This window comes from Gimesia alba (genome assembly GCF_007744675.1).
GTDB lineage: Bacteria > Planctomycetota > Planctomycetia > Planctomycetales > Planctomycetaceae > Gimesia > Gimesia alba.
In genome coordinates, this window is record NZ_CP036269.1 from 7,181,400 (window position 1) to 7,197,466 (window position 16,067).

At 49.4% G+C, this 16,067-nt stretch carries 15 protein-coding genes and 1 pseudogene; 5 read left to right on the forward strand and 11 right to left on the reverse strand.

Features of this window, described 5'->3' with window-relative positions; all coding sequences use genetic code 11:
- Nucleotides 1-6 precede the first annotated feature (6 nt).
- Genes Pan241w_RS26855 through Pan241w_RS26875 form a run of 5 tightly spaced genes read left to right on the forward strand, consistent with a single transcriptional unit; the run spans nt 7 to nt 5,810 of the window.
- Nucleotides 7-915 (forward strand): hypothetical protein, encoded by a 909-nt coding sequence (locus Pan241w_RS26855; RefSeq protein WP_145222152.1) that lies wholly within the window; start codon nt 7-9, stop codon nt 913-915.
- Between the two features lie 58 nt (nt 916-973).
- Entirely contained in the window at nt 974-1,270 is a 297-nt protein-coding gene (locus Pan241w_RS26860) for a (2Fe-2S)-binding protein (protein ID WP_145222155.1), read from the forward strand.
- 39 nt (nt 1,271-1,309) lie between these two features.
- Nucleotides 1,310-2,062, forward strand: a complete 753-nt coding sequence (locus Pan241w_RS26865; RefSeq protein WP_145222158.1) for an ABC transporter ATP-binding protein — start codon at nt 1,310-1,312, stop codon at nt 2,060-2,062.
- Entirely contained in the window at nt 2,062-4,446 is a 2,385-nt protein-coding gene (locus Pan241w_RS26870; protein WP_145222161.1) for an ABC transporter permease, read from the forward strand. The genes Pan241w_RS26865 and Pan241w_RS26870 overlap by 1 nt, the downstream gene beginning before the upstream one ends.
- A 2-nt stretch (nt 4,447-4,448) precedes the next feature.
- Nucleotides 4,449-5,810 (forward strand): efflux RND transporter periplasmic adaptor subunit, encoded by a 1,362-nt coding sequence (locus tag Pan241w_RS26875; RefSeq protein ID WP_145222165.1) that lies wholly within the window; start codon nt 4,449-4,451, stop codon nt 5,808-5,810.
- Nucleotides 5,811-5,836: 26 nt separating this feature from the next.
- Here Pan241w_RS26875 and Pan241w_RS26880 read toward each other — a convergent pair whose 3' ends face one another.
- From Pan241w_RS26880 to Pan241w_RS30095, 11 genes and pseudogenes are all read right to left on the reverse strand, one after another.
- Nucleotides 5,837-6,421, reverse strand: a complete 585-nt coding sequence (locus Pan241w_RS26880) for an Hsp20/alpha crystallin family protein (protein WP_198000179.1) — start codon at nt 6,419-6,421, stop codon at nt 5,837-5,839.
- Nucleotides 6,422-6,598: 177 nt separating this feature from the next.
- Nucleotides 6,599-6,829 (reverse strand): (Na+)-NQR maturation NqrM, encoded by a 231-nt coding sequence (gene nqrM, locus Pan241w_RS26885; RefSeq protein WP_198000180.1) that lies wholly within the window; start codon nt 6,827-6,829, stop codon nt 6,599-6,601.
- Complete coding sequence (locus Pan241w_RS26890) at nt 6,826-7,905, reverse strand: FAD:protein FMN transferase (protein WP_232107285.1); 1,080 nt, start codon at nt 7,903-7,905, stop codon at nt 6,826-6,828. The genes nqrM and Pan241w_RS26890 overlap by 4 nt, the downstream gene beginning before the upstream one ends.
- Nucleotides 7,892-9,115 (reverse strand): NADH:ubiquinone reductase (Na(+)-transporting) subunit F, encoded by a 1,224-nt coding sequence (gene nqrF, locus Pan241w_RS26895; protein WP_145222171.1) that lies wholly within the window; start codon nt 9,113-9,115, stop codon nt 7,892-7,894. The genes Pan241w_RS26890 and nqrF overlap by 14 nt, the downstream gene beginning before the upstream one ends.
- Before the next feature lie 45 nt (nt 9,116-9,160).
- Nucleotides 9,161-9,772, reverse strand: coding sequence for an NADH:ubiquinone reductase (Na(+)-transporting) subunit E (gene nqrE, locus Pan241w_RS26900; protein ID WP_145222173.1), 612 nt, complete (start codon nt 9,770-9,772; stop codon nt 9,161-9,163).
- A gap of 1 nt (nt 9,773) precedes the next feature.
- Nucleotides 9,774-10,397 carry an NADH:ubiquinone reductase (Na(+)-transporting) subunit D gene (locus Pan241w_RS26905; protein WP_145222176.1) on the reverse strand — a complete coding sequence of 208 codons (624 nt, stop codon included), beginning with the start codon at nt 10,395-10,397 and terminating at the stop codon, nt 9,774-9,776.
- Nucleotides 10,397-11,200 (reverse strand): Na(+)-translocating NADH-quinone reductase subunit C, encoded by an 804-nt coding sequence (locus Pan241w_RS26910; protein WP_145222179.1) that lies wholly within the window; start codon nt 11,198-11,200, stop codon nt 10,397-10,399. Before Pan241w_RS26910 ends, Pan241w_RS26905 begins: the two co-directional genes overlap by 1 nt.
- Nucleotides 11,190-12,434: an NADH:ubiquinone reductase (Na(+)-transporting) subunit B gene (locus Pan241w_RS26915; RefSeq protein WP_145222181.1), complete on the reverse strand. Its 1,245-nt coding sequence runs from the start codon at nt 12,432-12,434 to the stop codon at nt 11,190-11,192. The genes Pan241w_RS26910 and Pan241w_RS26915 overlap by 11 nt, the downstream gene beginning before the upstream one ends.
- A 219-nt stretch (nt 12,435-12,653) precedes the next feature.
- Nucleotides 12,654-14,000 carry a Na(+)-translocating NADH-quinone reductase subunit A gene (locus tag Pan241w_RS26920; protein ID WP_145222184.1) on the reverse strand — a complete coding sequence of 449 codons (1,347 nt, stop codon included), beginning with the start codon at nt 13,998-14,000 and terminating at the stop codon, nt 12,654-12,656.
- A gap of 463 nt (nt 14,001-14,463) precedes the next feature.
- Entirely contained in the window at nt 14,464-15,150 is a 687-nt protein-coding gene (locus tag Pan241w_RS30090; RefSeq protein ID WP_449267337.1) for a 3-keto-disaccharide hydrolase, read from the reverse strand.
- Nucleotides 15,133-16,062: pseudogene (locus Pan241w_RS30095) on the reverse strand (Gfo/Idh/MocA family protein); the annotation flags it as partial. The pseudogene Pan241w_RS30095 and the gene Pan241w_RS30090, both read right to left, overlap by 18 nt.
- Nucleotides 16,063-16,067 lie beyond the last annotated feature (5 nt).

The following is a 16,067-nucleotide window of genomic DNA, read 5'->3' on the forward strand; positions in this document are numbered from 1 at the left end:
TCGCTGATGAATATCACCACCTTTCAATGTCCTCACTGTCAGGCTCTGCTCAGAATGCGCAGCAGACAGGTGGGTGATTCCGCATTTGACTGCCCCGACTGCGAACATCCGCTTCAATTGACGCAGACACCCGACGGGCAATGGACGATTCACCTGATTTCCACGCCCCCGATCCATCAAAATTCACTACGATTTTCCCACAAAGCACGGGCTGGCTGGAATTCGTTACAGCGCTGCGGTGCGTTTTTAATTGCCAGCCCCGTCTTGATGTCCTGGTTTGTCGCAGGCACCGGCGCGTTCCTGATCCTACTTATGATGCTGCTTGATCGATCCCCTTCTGCAACAGTCCAAACGGAGGAACCGGTCGCCACCGTCTCAGAAATCGCCTCGTCCGATCCAACAGAAACATCTACCAACACAGAAGTTGATACACTACAGCCCCCTGCTGAGAACGTAGATCCCATACCAAATCCGCAGCCTGTTGCAGAACTTCCGCTCCCCGTGGCTGAAGCGCAACCCTTAAAAGCGGTTCCCGACGAGAACGACCAAGAGCTAATCGCTGCCAAACCGGAACAGATTCCTCCCCTGATGGCGCAGAAGCCGCTCCCGCCTGCCCCTCTTTCGGCACCAGCAACAGACATCACTGTCGCATTGAAAATTCCGATCGTGGAGTTCCGACAGCCTGATGCAATCCCCCTGAAGACACTCATCACACAGTTTGAAGAAATGCTGGACACGGAATTTCTATTCGCAGATAACATCAAAAATGACCCGAAGTTAATGCAAACGGCTGTCTCTGTCTCGCGCAAAAACACGACTCTGGAAAAATTATTAACACTAATATTAAGCAAAGGTGCCCTGACATATTCAGTAAAATCAAATAAGATCCACATTCAGAGAACGACGGCTCCTTGAACTCAGCGAGAACCGATCTTCATTACTTAACTGATTCCAGACGAAATTTGAATTCACCGTGAAACTCGACGATAAAGTGTGTTACTGTTTTCATATCAGTAAGCGGAAAATCATCAATCATCTTCGCATTCATCGCCCAAGGCGCGCCAGCCAGCTGAGTGAATGTGGTGGGGCCGGCACTGGTTGCGGGTGGTGTGTGCCTTACTTAAAGCGATACTTCTCTGAGTTCGAGAAAATCGGCGTTTCCGATTCGGGCGAGTCAGCAAAAACAGAAGACGAGACCATCTCCGCCGAAGAATATGCCCGGCAGCGAGACAAGTACATTCAAAGTGGCAAAGGGACTCCGCCTGCTTGATCCCAGCAACCAACGACAATCTGCTCAGAGACGACGACCATGCCTGCTCCCGATGCTGACGCACTTCAACCTCATCCCCCCGGCGAGAGCCCTATCCTGCTGTCTCTGAAATCCATTTCGAAAACATACATCACCGGAGATGTTTCCGTCCCTGTGCTGCATCACGTTGATCTGGATATTTATGATGGTGAGTTCCTGGTCATCGTAGGCCCGTCCGGGTCGGGAAAAAGCACCCTGCTGAATATCGTGGGCGGAATTGATCTGCCGACGGAAGGCAGCGTCTTTTTTCAAAATCAGAATATATCGCAATTCAACGAACAGCAACTCACCCGCTACCGTCGCGAGAATATCGGCTTTGTGTTTCAGTTTTATAATCTGGTCCCCACGCTCACTGCCCGCGAAAACGTGATCGTCGCTGCGGATATCAGTGATTCCCCGATGTCACCTGAAGATGCGTTAGAGCTCGTCGGCCTGTCATCGCGAGTCGACCATTTTCCTTCCCAGCTTTCGGGCGGTGAACAACAGCGGGTTGCCATCGCCCGCGCACTGGTGAAAAACCCGGAACTGCTCCTCTGTGATGAACCGACTGGCGCCCTCGACTTAACGACCGGTCGTATGATTCTGGAAGTGCTGGGAAATCTGAATCGGGAACTGGGAAAAACAGTGGTCATCATTACGCATAATTCCGCCATTGGACAAATGGCACAGAGAATTGTGCGGATTGGTTCCGGCACGATTGCTGAAACGCAAGCCAACCCGCACCCCATCGCCGCACAACAGGTGACCTGGTAATGAAAGTTCTGCACCGAAAATTAGTGCGTGAGCTGTTCGCCGCCAAAGGGGTTCTGGCAGCCATCATCAGCATCATTGCCGTTGGCATCGGTTGTTTCATTGCCATGTCATCAACTTACGACAACCTGGAATACTCGCGGCAAAACTACTATCGGCTGTGCCATATGGCTGATTTTTCGGTTGAACTCAAAAAAGTCCCCATTGGTGATCTCGCCACACTCACTGAAGTTCCCGGCGTGATTAATATTTTCCCCAGGATCACATTCGAAGTGACCGCGTCGCTGGAGGGTGTTGAAAAACCGCTTTCCGGAAAAGTGGTTTCTCTGCCCGCGCATGAAAATGCTCCGATCAACAGCATCGTTATTAAACAGGGAAGCTACTTTACCGATCAGAGGCAGGAGGAGGTAATCGTGAACGATGCCTTCGCGCGCGCTCACAACCTCCGTCCCGGCGATCATATTCAGTTAATCCTGAACAATCGCCTGCAGGATCTCCTGATCGTCGGCACCGCCATCAGTTCGGAGTTCGTCTATCTGATCGGCCCGGGAGGCCTCGTACCGGAACCGGAAAGCTACGGGGTGTTTTATCTGAAACACAAGTACGCGGAAGACGTCTTTGGCTTCGAAGGAGCCGCCAATCAAATCCTGGGACAGCTGGCACCCGAATTTCAAAGCGCAAATCGGGTGCGACAGGTACTCGATCAACTCGAACTCAACCTCGACGATTTTGGCGTATTTTCCACCACACCACTGGAACAACAATCTTCGCACTGGTTCTTAAAAAGTGAAATCGACGGACTGAAAGTCAGTGCCACGATTCTACCCACCATCTTTCTGATCGTCGCTGCGCTCGCTCTCAACCTGCTCATGTCGCGGATGGCTGAACAACAACGAACGGTCGTCGGAACCTTCAAGGCACTCGGTTATTCAAACCAGGAAATGTTCTTACATTTCATTCAATTCGGCCTTTTGATCGGCATCGCAGGGGGGCTCTTTGGAACGCTCATCGGTTATTCGCTGGCCGGAGCAATGACAGCACAATACCGTAATTTCTTCGAATTTCCCTCTCTCACAAACCAGATGTACCCGCGCGTCATCATTCTGGGAATGTTGATCAGTGTATTTTTTGCTGTATTAGGAACGTTTCGCGGCGTACGCTCGGTCGTGCGTCTATCACCGGCTGAAGCCATGCGTCCCAAACCGCCACTGCGTGCCAGGCGGATTCTGCTGGAAAAAATCCAGGCATTCTGGAATGCACTCGATTTCCGCTGGCAACTGGTTCTACGGGACATTTTTCGTAATCGGACGCGCACATTGGGAGGACTTCTCTCCGCCACCGTCGGCGCGATGCTGCTTTTGGTGACCTTCTCCATGTATGACAGCGCCTTTGCGCTGCTCAATTTTCAATATGATAAGTTGCTTTTAAGCGATATCGATATCGGCTTCAAAGACGACCATGATTATTCTGCCTTTTACGAATCGCAGCAGATCCCGGGCGTAGATTATGCGGAGCCGCTGTTTCAGGTCGGTTGCACCTTGAAAAATGGAATTCACGAAAAGAAGGTCGGCATTACGGGCATTCTCAGCGATGCGCGGCTGACGATTCCCCGCGATACCGCCGGAAACCGCGTGGAAGTGCCTCAGACCGGTATTCTCGTAACGCGCAAACTGGCCGACATTCTGCAGATTCAGGCGGGCGACTCGATCAAAATGATTCCGGTTTCTGGAGACCGTATCCCCAGACAGGTCCCGGTGATGAAAATCATTGATAGTTACCTGGGATTAACCGTGTATGCCGACTTTCAATATCTGAATCGGTTGATGGGCGAGTCAAGTTCGCTCACCAGCGTTCAGCTCAAAACGAATCCCCGCCCGGTCATCACGCGGCAAATTTACCGAGAGCTCAAACAGGTTCCTGCAATTCAATCCGTCAATTCAATTCGAGATCAGAAAGACAAGTTGCAGGAAGTCCTCGTTGAACAGATGGTTGTGATGATCGTTGTCGTCATCATCTTTTCCTGCCTGATATTTTTCGGCAGCATTTTGAATGCTTCGCTAATTTCACTCTCTGAGCGGCAACAGGAAATCTCCACACTTCGCGTATTGGGTTATACTCCGTCTGAAGTCGGTTCGATCTTTCTGAGAGAAAGTTTCTGCGTCAATCTGCCGGGGATCCTGCTCGGATTACCAGCCGGTTACTGGGCATCAAAGGGCATCAATATCGCCTATGATACCGAGTTATTTCGCATGCCTTTCACCATTGGAACGATGAGCTGGGTCTACACCGTTCTATTGGGAATATTATTTACACTGATTTCACATTGGCCGGTGCAAAAAGCCATCCAGAAGATGGACTGGCTAACGGCATTAAATGTAAAGGAATAACCATGTCCCGAAAATCCATTATCATCATGGTGATCTTGTTTTGCGGATTGGGAGTCGCCTACTTCCTCTCGGGCACGTCGCTCCCCGTCGACGTGACGGTTGCAGAGACCGGCGAGGTCAAAGCCTTTGTGGAAGAACGTGCGAAAACGACACTACCTCGCATCTATCGCATTGCAATGCCTTTGAATGGCCGTATCTTGCCGATCACTGTTAATGAAGATCAGAAAGTTACCAAAGGACAAGTCGTGGCTCAGATGGATACGTCCGATCTGGATGCAGAGGTCGCCAAAGCCAAGTACCGGGTCGAACAGTTTGCAAAAAAAATCATTGAGCAAGCAGACAACCGTCTGGAAGATAACTCCCTGGACCAGTTTGACGAGTTTCTAAAATCGATGGACCTGACAGTGGAAGCCGCCAGTAAGCAGCAGGAAGCCAGTAAAGCCAAATGGGAGTTTGCCCGCTCAGAGTTCGATCGCAAGTATCAACTCTCCAAGCGGAATGCAATTTCGGAAAGCGAACTCAATGAAGCAGATCTGTTTAAGAAACAAAGCGAAATTGATTACCAGAAAGACATTTTGACCTGGCGGTCTCTGCAGGCAGTTCAGAGTGCGATGCAGATCGGGAAAATTTCGATTCTGAAATACAAAGAGAAAAAAGTACTTTCCGAAGCGGTGTTAAAGGAAGAACAGAAAGAGGCGATGTCTCAATTTGACCAACTGCAGCGTGACCGCAAGCGGGCCATAATGCACAGCCCAATCGACGGGACGATCTTAACCAGAAACTTTGAAAATGAACGGACGCTGCCGGCCGGCGAAATATTACTGGAAATCGGCCAACTGGAAGACCTCGAAGTAGAAGTTGATGTGCTGTCTCAATATGTGGGCAATATTCGGATTGGTTCGCCTGTTGACATTGAAGGACCCGCGATTGGAAACCAGATTGTGCACGGAAAAGTCAAACGCATCTATCCCAAGGGGTTCACCAAAATCTCGTCTCTCGGCGTCGAACAGCAACGAGTTAAAGTGATTATCGGCTTCGAAAACAATATCTGGAAAGAGTTGCAAAAGCAGAAACGGAACCTGGGAACGGATTTTCGTGTGCGGGTCAAAATCTATACCGAGATTAAAGAAAACGTCGTCAAGGTTCCCCGGTCAACACTGTTTCGCAACGGCTCCGGTCAATGGCAGGCCTTTCTCGTAAGAAATAAGAAAACCGTTCTGGTGGACGTGGAACCGGGGGTAATGAACGATTTTGAAGCCGAAATCCAAACGGGAATCAAAGCGGGAGATCAACTGATTGTTGCGCCCAGCATGAACCTTACGCCGGGACAATCCGTTGAAGCTCACGTCATCAAAAATCTTTGAGACTGACTGTGCTGAATTCCACTCAGCTAGGATGAAAAGCCGGCTCCGGATGCACTGTTAATCGGAATCTGGCGTGGCTTCTCTGTAGATGATTTTTCCAGCACAACACTCAGAATTCCGTTCTGCACCGATGCGGTGACCTTATCGGGATCGACGGCGACCGGCATGGGAACCGAACGGCGGAATTCGCCGGAAGGTCGCTCACTCATCCGCACGGTCTGACCGGCAGTGGTTGTTATTCCGGTACTGCGCGTGCCGGTTACCGTCAGCATATTTCCGGCCAGGGTAATATTAATCTCCTCAGCAGTGACGCCGGGCAAATCAAGATAAACCTGAACCTGATCTTCCTGTTCCAGTAAATCGACTCGTGGTATCCAAACCGCTTCATTCCCAAACAGGCCCAGTTTGTCCAACGCACGCTCGCCCTGCTCAACGGCAATGCCTAATAGCTTATCGAATTCCGTTCGTAATCGATCGATCGATTTCTGTGCCCCCGAACCCGAAGTTTCGCTTTGACTACTTTGTTCAGCCTGGGGTTGTTCGCTGGCTTCTTCTTCCGTTGAAACATGAACGGGTTCAGGATCAGTTTGATTATTTTCCGCTGTTGACATGGCAACCTCCTCTCGAGATCGATTTGAGCATCTCGTCTCAATTAATTTCAGATGTAACATTCGGCATTTCTCTTATTGTCTCACATCTGATTCGTACTACCAAGAAAAACATTGAAATTTTCTCTGTACGTTTTCTTTGAAACGACAGATCTCCCTAATTCAATGAACTCTGTGGATTTACTCTTCATCTTCAGCAGCACAGGAATTGGCAGCGGCTACCTGATCGTTTTTTTGTTTCTGCTCGGAAACGGAACAGCCACCACATTGTGAGCAGCCATCAACGCCTTCCAAGTTCGAGAGGCCGCCACAGGAACCTTTGATACAGCGATTACTGAAGATCACTCCGACGGCCATTCCTGCAAAAGCGAGGACAAAAATACCGAGAGCGAACAAGACGGTTGTCATCATAGTTTGTTTTCCTCTCCCAATAATTGATGCCAGCGTGGGGAATAACGCTCTTGAAAACCATTCTCTGTTTTCACAATGAAATAAGCGGCGATCTTCCGCTCCTTCGCCCAATTATACCCCTCTTCAGGGCCTAATACCATCAGGCAAGTTGCCGTCGCGTCACAGTTCATGCAAGTTTCTCCCACCACAGTGACAGACGCCAGCGTATGCTTCACAGGCTGGCCTGTACGGGGATCAATGGTATGCGAATAGCTGACACCATCCACTTCAAAAAAATTGCGGTAATTTCCGGATGTCGCCATCGACAGGTTGGAAAGCGGCACGACTCTTTGGACAACCCGCGTTTCACTGACTGGCTTTTCGATTCCGACATTCCAGGGCAGCCCTCGCTCATTGTGACCTCGTGCCCGCATCTCCCCTCCGATTTCCACCAGATAGTTTTCAATCGAGTGAGACTCAAGCAGCTCCGCCACCATATCGACGGCATATCCTTTGGCAATGGCAGACAAATCCAGATACACATCGGGAATCAGCTTCTTCAGCGCAGGTGGCTCATGCTGCACTTCAATGTGATGATAACCCACCTTCTTCCGAGCCGCTACTATCTTATCAACAGCGGGTAATCTTTTTTTGCCTGGATCGGGACCAAAGTGCCATAGATTCACCAAGGGCCCTACCGTCATATCAAAGGCTCCGTCACTCTCCTTACTGAGAGCGAGACCGGCATCGACCACCGTCACCACCTCAGGAGATACTTCGATCCATTGATCTGGCTCGGCCTGATTGAATCGTGAGAGCTCCGACGTTTTGATGTACGTCGACATCTGCTGATTGATCTCTTGCAGAAGGCGATCGACTTCCTGCTGGAGTTCTTGTTTTTTGATCGCATCATCAGGCCTGGTGCAGATCGTAATATGATACGAAGTCCCCATCGTAGGGCCTTCTATCTGCTGTTTACGAAACTTGTCTGCAACAGAAGCACTCGGATTTGATTCACACGCAGTCAGCGTTAAACCGAGCAGCAATAAGACTGCTGCTCGACACAACTGAGCCTGGTATTGCTTAACCGAAATCATCGTACCTGATGTTCTCAGGTTCTACACCCAGATCATCTAACATGTTTCGCACTGCAGAGAGCATCATTGGCGGACCACAAATATAATATTCGCAGTCTTCGGGCGCTGGATGCTTACTTAGATACTCATCCAGTAATACCTGGTGGATGAAACCTTGCAATCCGTCCCAGTTATCTTCCGGCATCGGGTCCGACAAGGCGATATGCATTTTGAAATTCGGAAACTGTTCTTCAATTGCCCGAAACTCATCTTCGTAGAACATTTCCCGCAAGCTGCGAGCACCATACCAGTAAGAAACTTTCCGGTCGGTTTTACGTTCTTTAAACAATTCGTAGATATGTGATCGTAGCGGAGCCATACCGGCACCACCACCAATGTAGATCATTTCTGCATCGGTATCGGCGATAAAGAATTCTCCATAAGGACCGGAGATCGTCACTTCGTCTCCCGGTTTTAGATTGAAAATGTAGGAAGACATCTTACCGGGAGGCGTCCCTTCAGGCGAACGGGGTGGCGGTGAAGCAACACGCACATTCAGCATGATGATTCCTTTTTCACCCGGATAGTTGGCCATCGAGTAGGCGCGAATCGTTTCTTCTTCAACTTTCGATTCAAAACGCCATAAGTTGAACTTATCCCAGTCTTCCTTGTACTCTTCGGGAATATCAAATTCGCTGTATTTCAGATGATGCGGGGGGGCTTCGATCTGGATGAAACCACCGGCCTTAAAGGCAACATCTTCCCCTTCAGGAAGCTCCAGCACCAGTTCTTTAATGAACGTCGCCACGTTGTCATTCGACCGGACTTTACAGACCCACTTTTTGGTTTCGAAGACTTCCGGCGGAACTTCGATATCCATATCTGCTTTAACGGGTACCTGACAAGACAGGCGGCAACCCTCTTTGACCTCACGGTTATTAAAGTGTGAACGTTCGGTAGGCAGAATGTCTCCGCCCCCTTCCAGAACCTTTACTTCACATTGAGCACAGGTTCCACCACCACCACAGGCAGAGGAAACAAAGATCTGATTTTCGGCGAGTGCCCCCAGCAACTTGCCTCCCACCGGAACTTCGATCTTTTTCTGTTCGTTAACAGTGATCGTCACGTTACCAGAGGCAACCAGTTTCGACTTTGCAATCAGAATGATGGCGACCAGGGCTAATACAATGCCCGTGAACATCAACACGCCGAACAGAATTTCTATAATCATGATTAAACGTTGACCGCTCTAAAAAACCAGTAATATGTAAACGTCTTATAGTTGAATTCCGGAGAACGCCATAAAGGCCATCGCCATTAAACCAACGGTGATAAAGGTGATTCCCAGACCGCGTAATCCGGGCGGAACATCACTGTATTTCATTTTTTCACGAACACCTGCCAAGGCGACAATTGCCAGAGCCCAACCGACCCCGGATCCGAAACCGAAGACACAGCTTTCAGCAAAGTTATAATCGCGCTCGACCATAAACAGGGTTCCCCCAAGGATCGCACAGTTCACAGTAATTAGCGGGAGGAAAATCCCCAGAGTGTTATAGAGTGCGGGGAAATAACGATCGAGGGTCATTTCCAGAATCTGAACCATCGCCGCAATCACGCCGATGTAACAGATCAGTCCCACGAAGGTCAAATCGACATTCGGATAACCGGCCCAGGCCAGCGCTCCTTTTTTCAACAGGTGCTGATAGATGATATTATTCACGGGAACGGTAATCGTTTGAATCACGACAACCGCAATCCCCAAACCAAAGGCTGTTTTCACATTTTTGGAAACCGCCAGAAAGGTACACATTCCCAGGAAGAAAGCCAGCGCCAGGTTTTCAACAAAGAGACATTTAATAAACAGGCTCAGATAATGTTCAAACATGTTATGCCTCCTCCAGTTGATCGGTCTTCCACGATCTCAATGCCCAGATGGCAAAGCCAATGATAAAAAATGCGCTGGGCGGCAATAGCATCAAACCGTTTGCTTCATACCAGCCACCGTCACGACTTAGTTTCAAGAGTTGTACGCCGAACAGGCTTCCTGATCCGAACAGTTCACGGAAGAAAGCGACCAGCATCAAAATCGCACTATATCCCAGTCCGTTACCAATCCCATCAAGGAAACTGATTCCAGGTTCGTTTTTCATGGCGAAGCCTTCCGCCCGGCCCATCACGATACAGTTCGTGATGATCAGTCCCACGAATACGGAGAGCTGTTTACTGATTCCGAAGGCAAATGCTTTCAGGAACTGATCGACCAGAATTACCAGTGAGGCAATAATCGTCATTTGCACAATGATACGGATACTGCTGGGAATCTGCAGTCGAATCGAAGCGACCGCAGCATTCGAGCAGGCGGTCACTAGCGTCACCGCGATACTCATCACGAGTGCGGTTTCCATCTTGGTAGTCACCGCCAGTGCTGAGCAAATTCCAAGAATCTGCAGAGCAATCGGATTGTTATTCAAAATCGGCCCGGTCAGGACCTCTTTTTGTCTTGAATTCATTATTTCTTTTCCCCCTTTTCTCGAATGTTTTCGAGATAAGGTCTAAATCCTAAATCACCCAGCCAGAAATCCAGCAGATGAGTGACGCCGCGTGATGTAATCGTTGCCCCTGAGAGTCCATCCACTTCATGGATCGCTTTAGGAGATTCTGGATTCACCGATCCTTTGATGACTTCAATATCAGGCTCGAATTCTTTGTTATAGACTTCTTTGCCTTTCCACTGTGCTTTCCATTTGGGATTATCGACCTCGCCCCCCAAACCGGGAGTTTCACCCTGTTCATAGAACGTCAAACCGGCAACTGTCGTTAAATCTGTTTCCAGTGCAATGAACCCCCACATCGTGGACCAGAGCCCTTTTCCTCTGACGGGCAGAACATATTGGGTAAGCTTGCCGTTCTCATCGTTGATCAGATAGACCCACGAATAATTTTCGCGGCGTCCGATCCCGGCGATGTCATCTTCAGGCTTGATCTCCATGCTCATTTTGGGATTGTCGATCGCTGCCTTCTGATCATATTGATCGGGTTCTGGGAACAGCTCTTTATCGTCAGTGACGACCTTTCCCGTATTCAGATCGACAATGATGCCTTTCACCCGCTCTTCGTAAATCTGTCTGACATCAGCAGACTCACCAGGTTTGATCAAACCGGCAACCGAGAGGATGTTTTTTTTACGCTCGTTCTCTTTATTCAGTTCCTGGCGACCACGTAAACCGACCGCAGCCCCGGAAACGAGAATTGAGCAGGCCACACACAAGGCGGCCGATACCATAAATGTGAATCCAATTGAATCACGCGACATTTCGCGCCAACCTTCTTTTAATGTTTGCTTGAACAACGTAGTAGTCAATCAGAGGCGCGAAGACATTCCCGAACAGAATGGCCAACATAATTCCCTCTGGATACGCCGGATTGATGACCCGAATCAGGATCGTCATTCCACCAATCAATATTCCGTAAATCCATCGTCCTGTATCAGTCATTGCCGCAGAAACCGGATCGGTCGCCATGAAGACCAGACCAAAAGCCAGTCCCCCCACAACCAGATGCCATTGCGGCGGCATAGCGAACATCGCATTTGTATTGCTGCCAGCCAACCAGAGAAACAGCGAAAAGCCCATGGAGCCAGCGAGTACGCCGGCCATCACCCGCCAGGAACCGATGCCGGCGAAAATCAGGAAGACAGCGCCCAACAGACAGGCGAAGGTAGATGTTTCCCCCATGGAGCCTTGAATCTGTCCCATGAAAGCCTGCATCCAGGAAATCCCTAAACCACCATCGGCGATCGGGTTGGTAATCGCTTTCATGCCGACTTCCGGGTTGGCGACTGCCAACTGACCGAGTGAAGTCGCACCACTGAAGCCGTCAACGGCAGTCCAGACAGTATCACCCACGATTTGAGCGGGGTAAGCAAAATACAGAAAAGCACGTGCAGTCAAAGCGGGGTTCAGGAAGTTCTTTCCGGTTCCCCCGAAGATTTCTTTTCCGACGACCACACCAAAACTGATTCCCAAAGCGACCTGCCAGAGCGGAATCGTGGGAGGCAGAGTTAAAGGAAACAGCATCCCGGTGACCAGAAAGCCTTCGTTAATTTCATGTCGACGAATGATACAGAACAGAGCTTCCCAGATCCCCCCGACAGCCATACACACAAGGTAGACCGGGAAGAAATAGAGACCGCCATGCACCAGGTTGGAAAGCATGCTGTTGGCATCAGGAGCGACACCCAAAGATGCCATCACGGAACCGCGCCAACCGGGCACTGATTCAACTCCCAACGAACCCATGGCGGCATTAGCCTGATAACCCGTATTGTAGAGTGCCATGAAAACACACGGGATCAGAGCGACAATCACCATACTCATCATGCGTTTTAAATCGATGGAATCACGCACATGAGACGCTTCGTGTGTCACTTCACCCGGAGTATAGAGAAACGTATCTTGTGCTTCATAGAGCGGGTAAAGCTTCTCGAACTTTCCCCCTTTATCAAACATGGGGTGTAACTTATCAAGAAGATTTCGTAACGGCTTCATTTCGTGGTTTATCTTTCTTGTTTGATGACCCCCGAAACATAGTCAATCAGGCCACCACCGACTTTGACTACTTCTATCGTTTGTCAGCAAAAACCAATCGGCTTCCACTGACAACAAGGGTTAACGACTTTCAACAATATATTTTTTTAAGGCTAACAATCACACACTCGCAGACAGCACTCTTATACAAGCATTAACCCTTCCCGGGCACGACTCGCATTAACCTTCAATTTCAATTTTTGTCAAACTATGACGCAGTAACGAGCCATAGTTATATTTTCCTGGGCAGACAAAGGTGCATAACGACAAATCTTCTTCATCTAATTCCAGGCACCCCAGTTCTTTTGCCTGCTCGGTGTCTTCGGTAATCAAAGCCCGTAACAAAAACGTTGGCAGAATATCCAGAGGCATGACTTTTTCGTAAGTCCCAATCGGAATCATCGCCCGCTTACTACCTTCGGTAGATGTGGTGAAAGGAAACTTTTTCCCTGCGCCCAACCAGGAAGAGGCAAACACCGGAACGATTGAGAATTTTTCGAACCCTGGTCCCATCCAACCTAGAAAGTCGCGATGATGTCCTTCTTTCAGAACTGTCACCTGTAATGCGTAGCGGCCGAGATAAGCAAAGGGGCCTTCTGCAGCACGACCGGACAGTGCAGAACCAGAAATGATGCGATCATCGCCTTCTTCCAGATTCCCATCTGTCAAATCCAGCAGGCTGGCTCCCATAATCGTTCTGACCACTTTCGGATTTTTCACGACAGGGCCAGCAATGGAAACGACGCGTTCAGAACACAGTTTGCCTGTCGCAAATAATTTCCCGATGGCAATCACATCCTGGTAATTGATGGTCCAGACTGTTTTCTTTTCACTGACCGGATCCAGAAAATGAATATGAGTCCCAGGCAAACCAGCAGGATGCGGCCCACCAAATTCTTCGACAGACACAAAATCCAGATCGCAACCGGGCAAGTTCGTTCCCGGTGCTTTACAGAGAAAGAGTTTACCTGAAGTCAGAGTATGCAATACCTGCAACCCTTGAGTAAACGCACGGGGTTCTTCACTGAGAACTACTTCCGGAGGCGGTGCTAAGGGATTCGTATCGATCGCCGTCACAAAAATGGAATGCGGTTCTGAACCGGGAGCAGGCACACGACTATAAGGGCGTGTTCGCAAACTGGTCCACAAGCCGGATTGGAGCAGATTCTCTTGAACCTGCTCGCGTGTCAGATTGGAGAGATCCCCTTCGCCATAGGAAGTGAATGTTTCCTCGTCATCTCCCTGCAGCTCAATCACCATCGACTGAAAGGCTCGCTTTGCTCCACGATTGATTTCGGTGACTTTCCCGGCTGCAGGAGCCGTATAGATGACACCTTCGGTCTTTTTATCACTGAAAAGCAGTTGGCCTTTTTTGACGGTATCGCCAACTTCAACAGCCAGAGTCGGCTTCATGCCGACATAATCAGGGCCAATCAGAGCAACCGATCGAACTTCCGGCCCGTTTTCGATCAAAGCAGAAGGCTCGCCTGCAATCGGCAGATCCAGCCCTTTTTTAATTGTAATCATTGAATTATGAACCTGAAAACAACGAGTTTTACTTACTGACTCGCCTGATGTGGTTTAAAAAACCATCTGAATGCTGTACAAAACCGACAGACACATTCCCGCTGTGCTTTGACTTCTTTATAGGCGCAAGAGCACTTATGCCCAATATTTCGCGGCTATTTTACACACATCCACCTCTTTTTGTAGTGAAAGCAAGGAACAAATTGAATCATTTTCCATTCTGTTTCAGAAAAGCTGGTTTCGCTGCCGCATCCCACCATGATTTCAAAATTTCCTGACGCAAAAAAACCACTTGCCTGCTTCAAGCAAGTATTCCCTCACAATTAAAAAGACGGGAACGTGATTCGCGAGCCAGCCTGACTCGCGATCCTTGTTTCCATCTATAAAAAAAGCCACCTGAAAGCATTAAGACTCTCAGATGGCGGGTATCTTTAAGTAATTCGGAGTTATTTTAAGTTTCGGCTTAAAGCTCCAGCAACTTTACATTCTTATACCAGACTTTGTGTCCGTGGTCTTGAAAACCAATGTATCCCTTTCTTGGGAAATCCTTAACGGCGGCTTTGAACTTATGCTTAGAACCATCCAGCCGCTTACCAGGTTCGGTCCATTCATCCGCGTTGAGCTTGGCAACCACCTTGCCATTCACGGCGACACTAACATGCGGACCTTTGCAAGTAATCTCGATATTCGTCCACTCTCCCGGTGCACTGGCCTGGTTAGCTGCAGGAGCCACCAGATCGTAAATGGCACCAAAATCATGCATGCCGGTCCCTTTACCGCTGAGCACCTGTGCCTCAAAGCCAGTCTGAACCGGATCCTTCAGATCACCGACACGAAAGAAAATCCCAGAGTTACACTCTTCCGGCATTTTGACATCACATTTGAATTCGAAATCGCTAAACGGTTTGTCATAGACAATCAAGTAACCGCCCGACTTATAAGGCACCAGAGCACCATCTTCGATGGGAGCGGCGATTGATTTGCCGTTACTGCACTTCCAGCCCTGATAATTCTTGCCGTTAAACAGCAGTTTCCAGCCAGCGGCTTTCTCGGCAGCGGTCAACTTATTCTCATCGGCAGCAGATCCGCTGTCGGCCAGATCGAGTTTCGCCAGTTTCTCGTGAGCTGCTTTCTTTGCTTTCTTGAGCACACTGGCCAGAGATACTTCAGCACCACCCTGTCGCTTACTCTCATCGGCGGCTTCCATGAAGCTGTAGATTTCCAGTGTTTCCTCTTCGCTGACAGGCGCCTTTCCGGTACGGAAGAACTTCGCGATCTCTACCAAGAGTGGCTTATAACCATCATATCCTCCCACGGCTACTTCACCATTTTTACCAACTGCCGTTCCGCCATAACCTTTGGGAGTCCCTTTACGAACGCCAGAGAATTGTCCTTCTCGACCACCCGACCATTTACCAACCACTTCATCCCGGTCGGCATTACTGACAGTTCGCTTGGCAGTCTGACAGCCTGGCCCCATCACAGTGAACAACGTTTCGACGCCATGAATACCGTACCAGAACAGATCAGGGTGTGTTGGTTCCAGCGAACAGGGGCTGTGCGTGCTGCATTTGGTAATCTTTCCTTCTTCACCATTTCTCAAACGCTGCGCGCCTTTTGAAAACCGCAACGAAGAGGAAGAAAACATCGGTGTATTGTATTTGCGTGACAACTCGAAGAGCGCGACGGCATCGGTCAGCGAACCCGCAATCGGCTTGTCAATAAAAACGGGCTTACCAGCCTGAAACACGGGAATGGCCTGCTCGAGGTGAGGCCGTCCGTCGTTGGTTTCCAGAAAAACCACATCGACTTTTTTCAGCAACTCGTCAATTGAATCGACAATCTCGACGCCCATCTCTTTGACTTGCTTTGTATAACCGGGCACGCGGGAAACGCTGGATTCAATATCCTTACTCCCCTGGGGATAAGCGGCGACAACTCGAATGCCAGCCAGATCGCCCTCGGGTTTTCCCGTATTAAGCATTTTGGTGAAGGCAATTGCGTGCGAAGTATCCAGCCCGATAATCCCTGCCCGCAATTCCTGCTTTGATTCCCAAGCCATCAAGG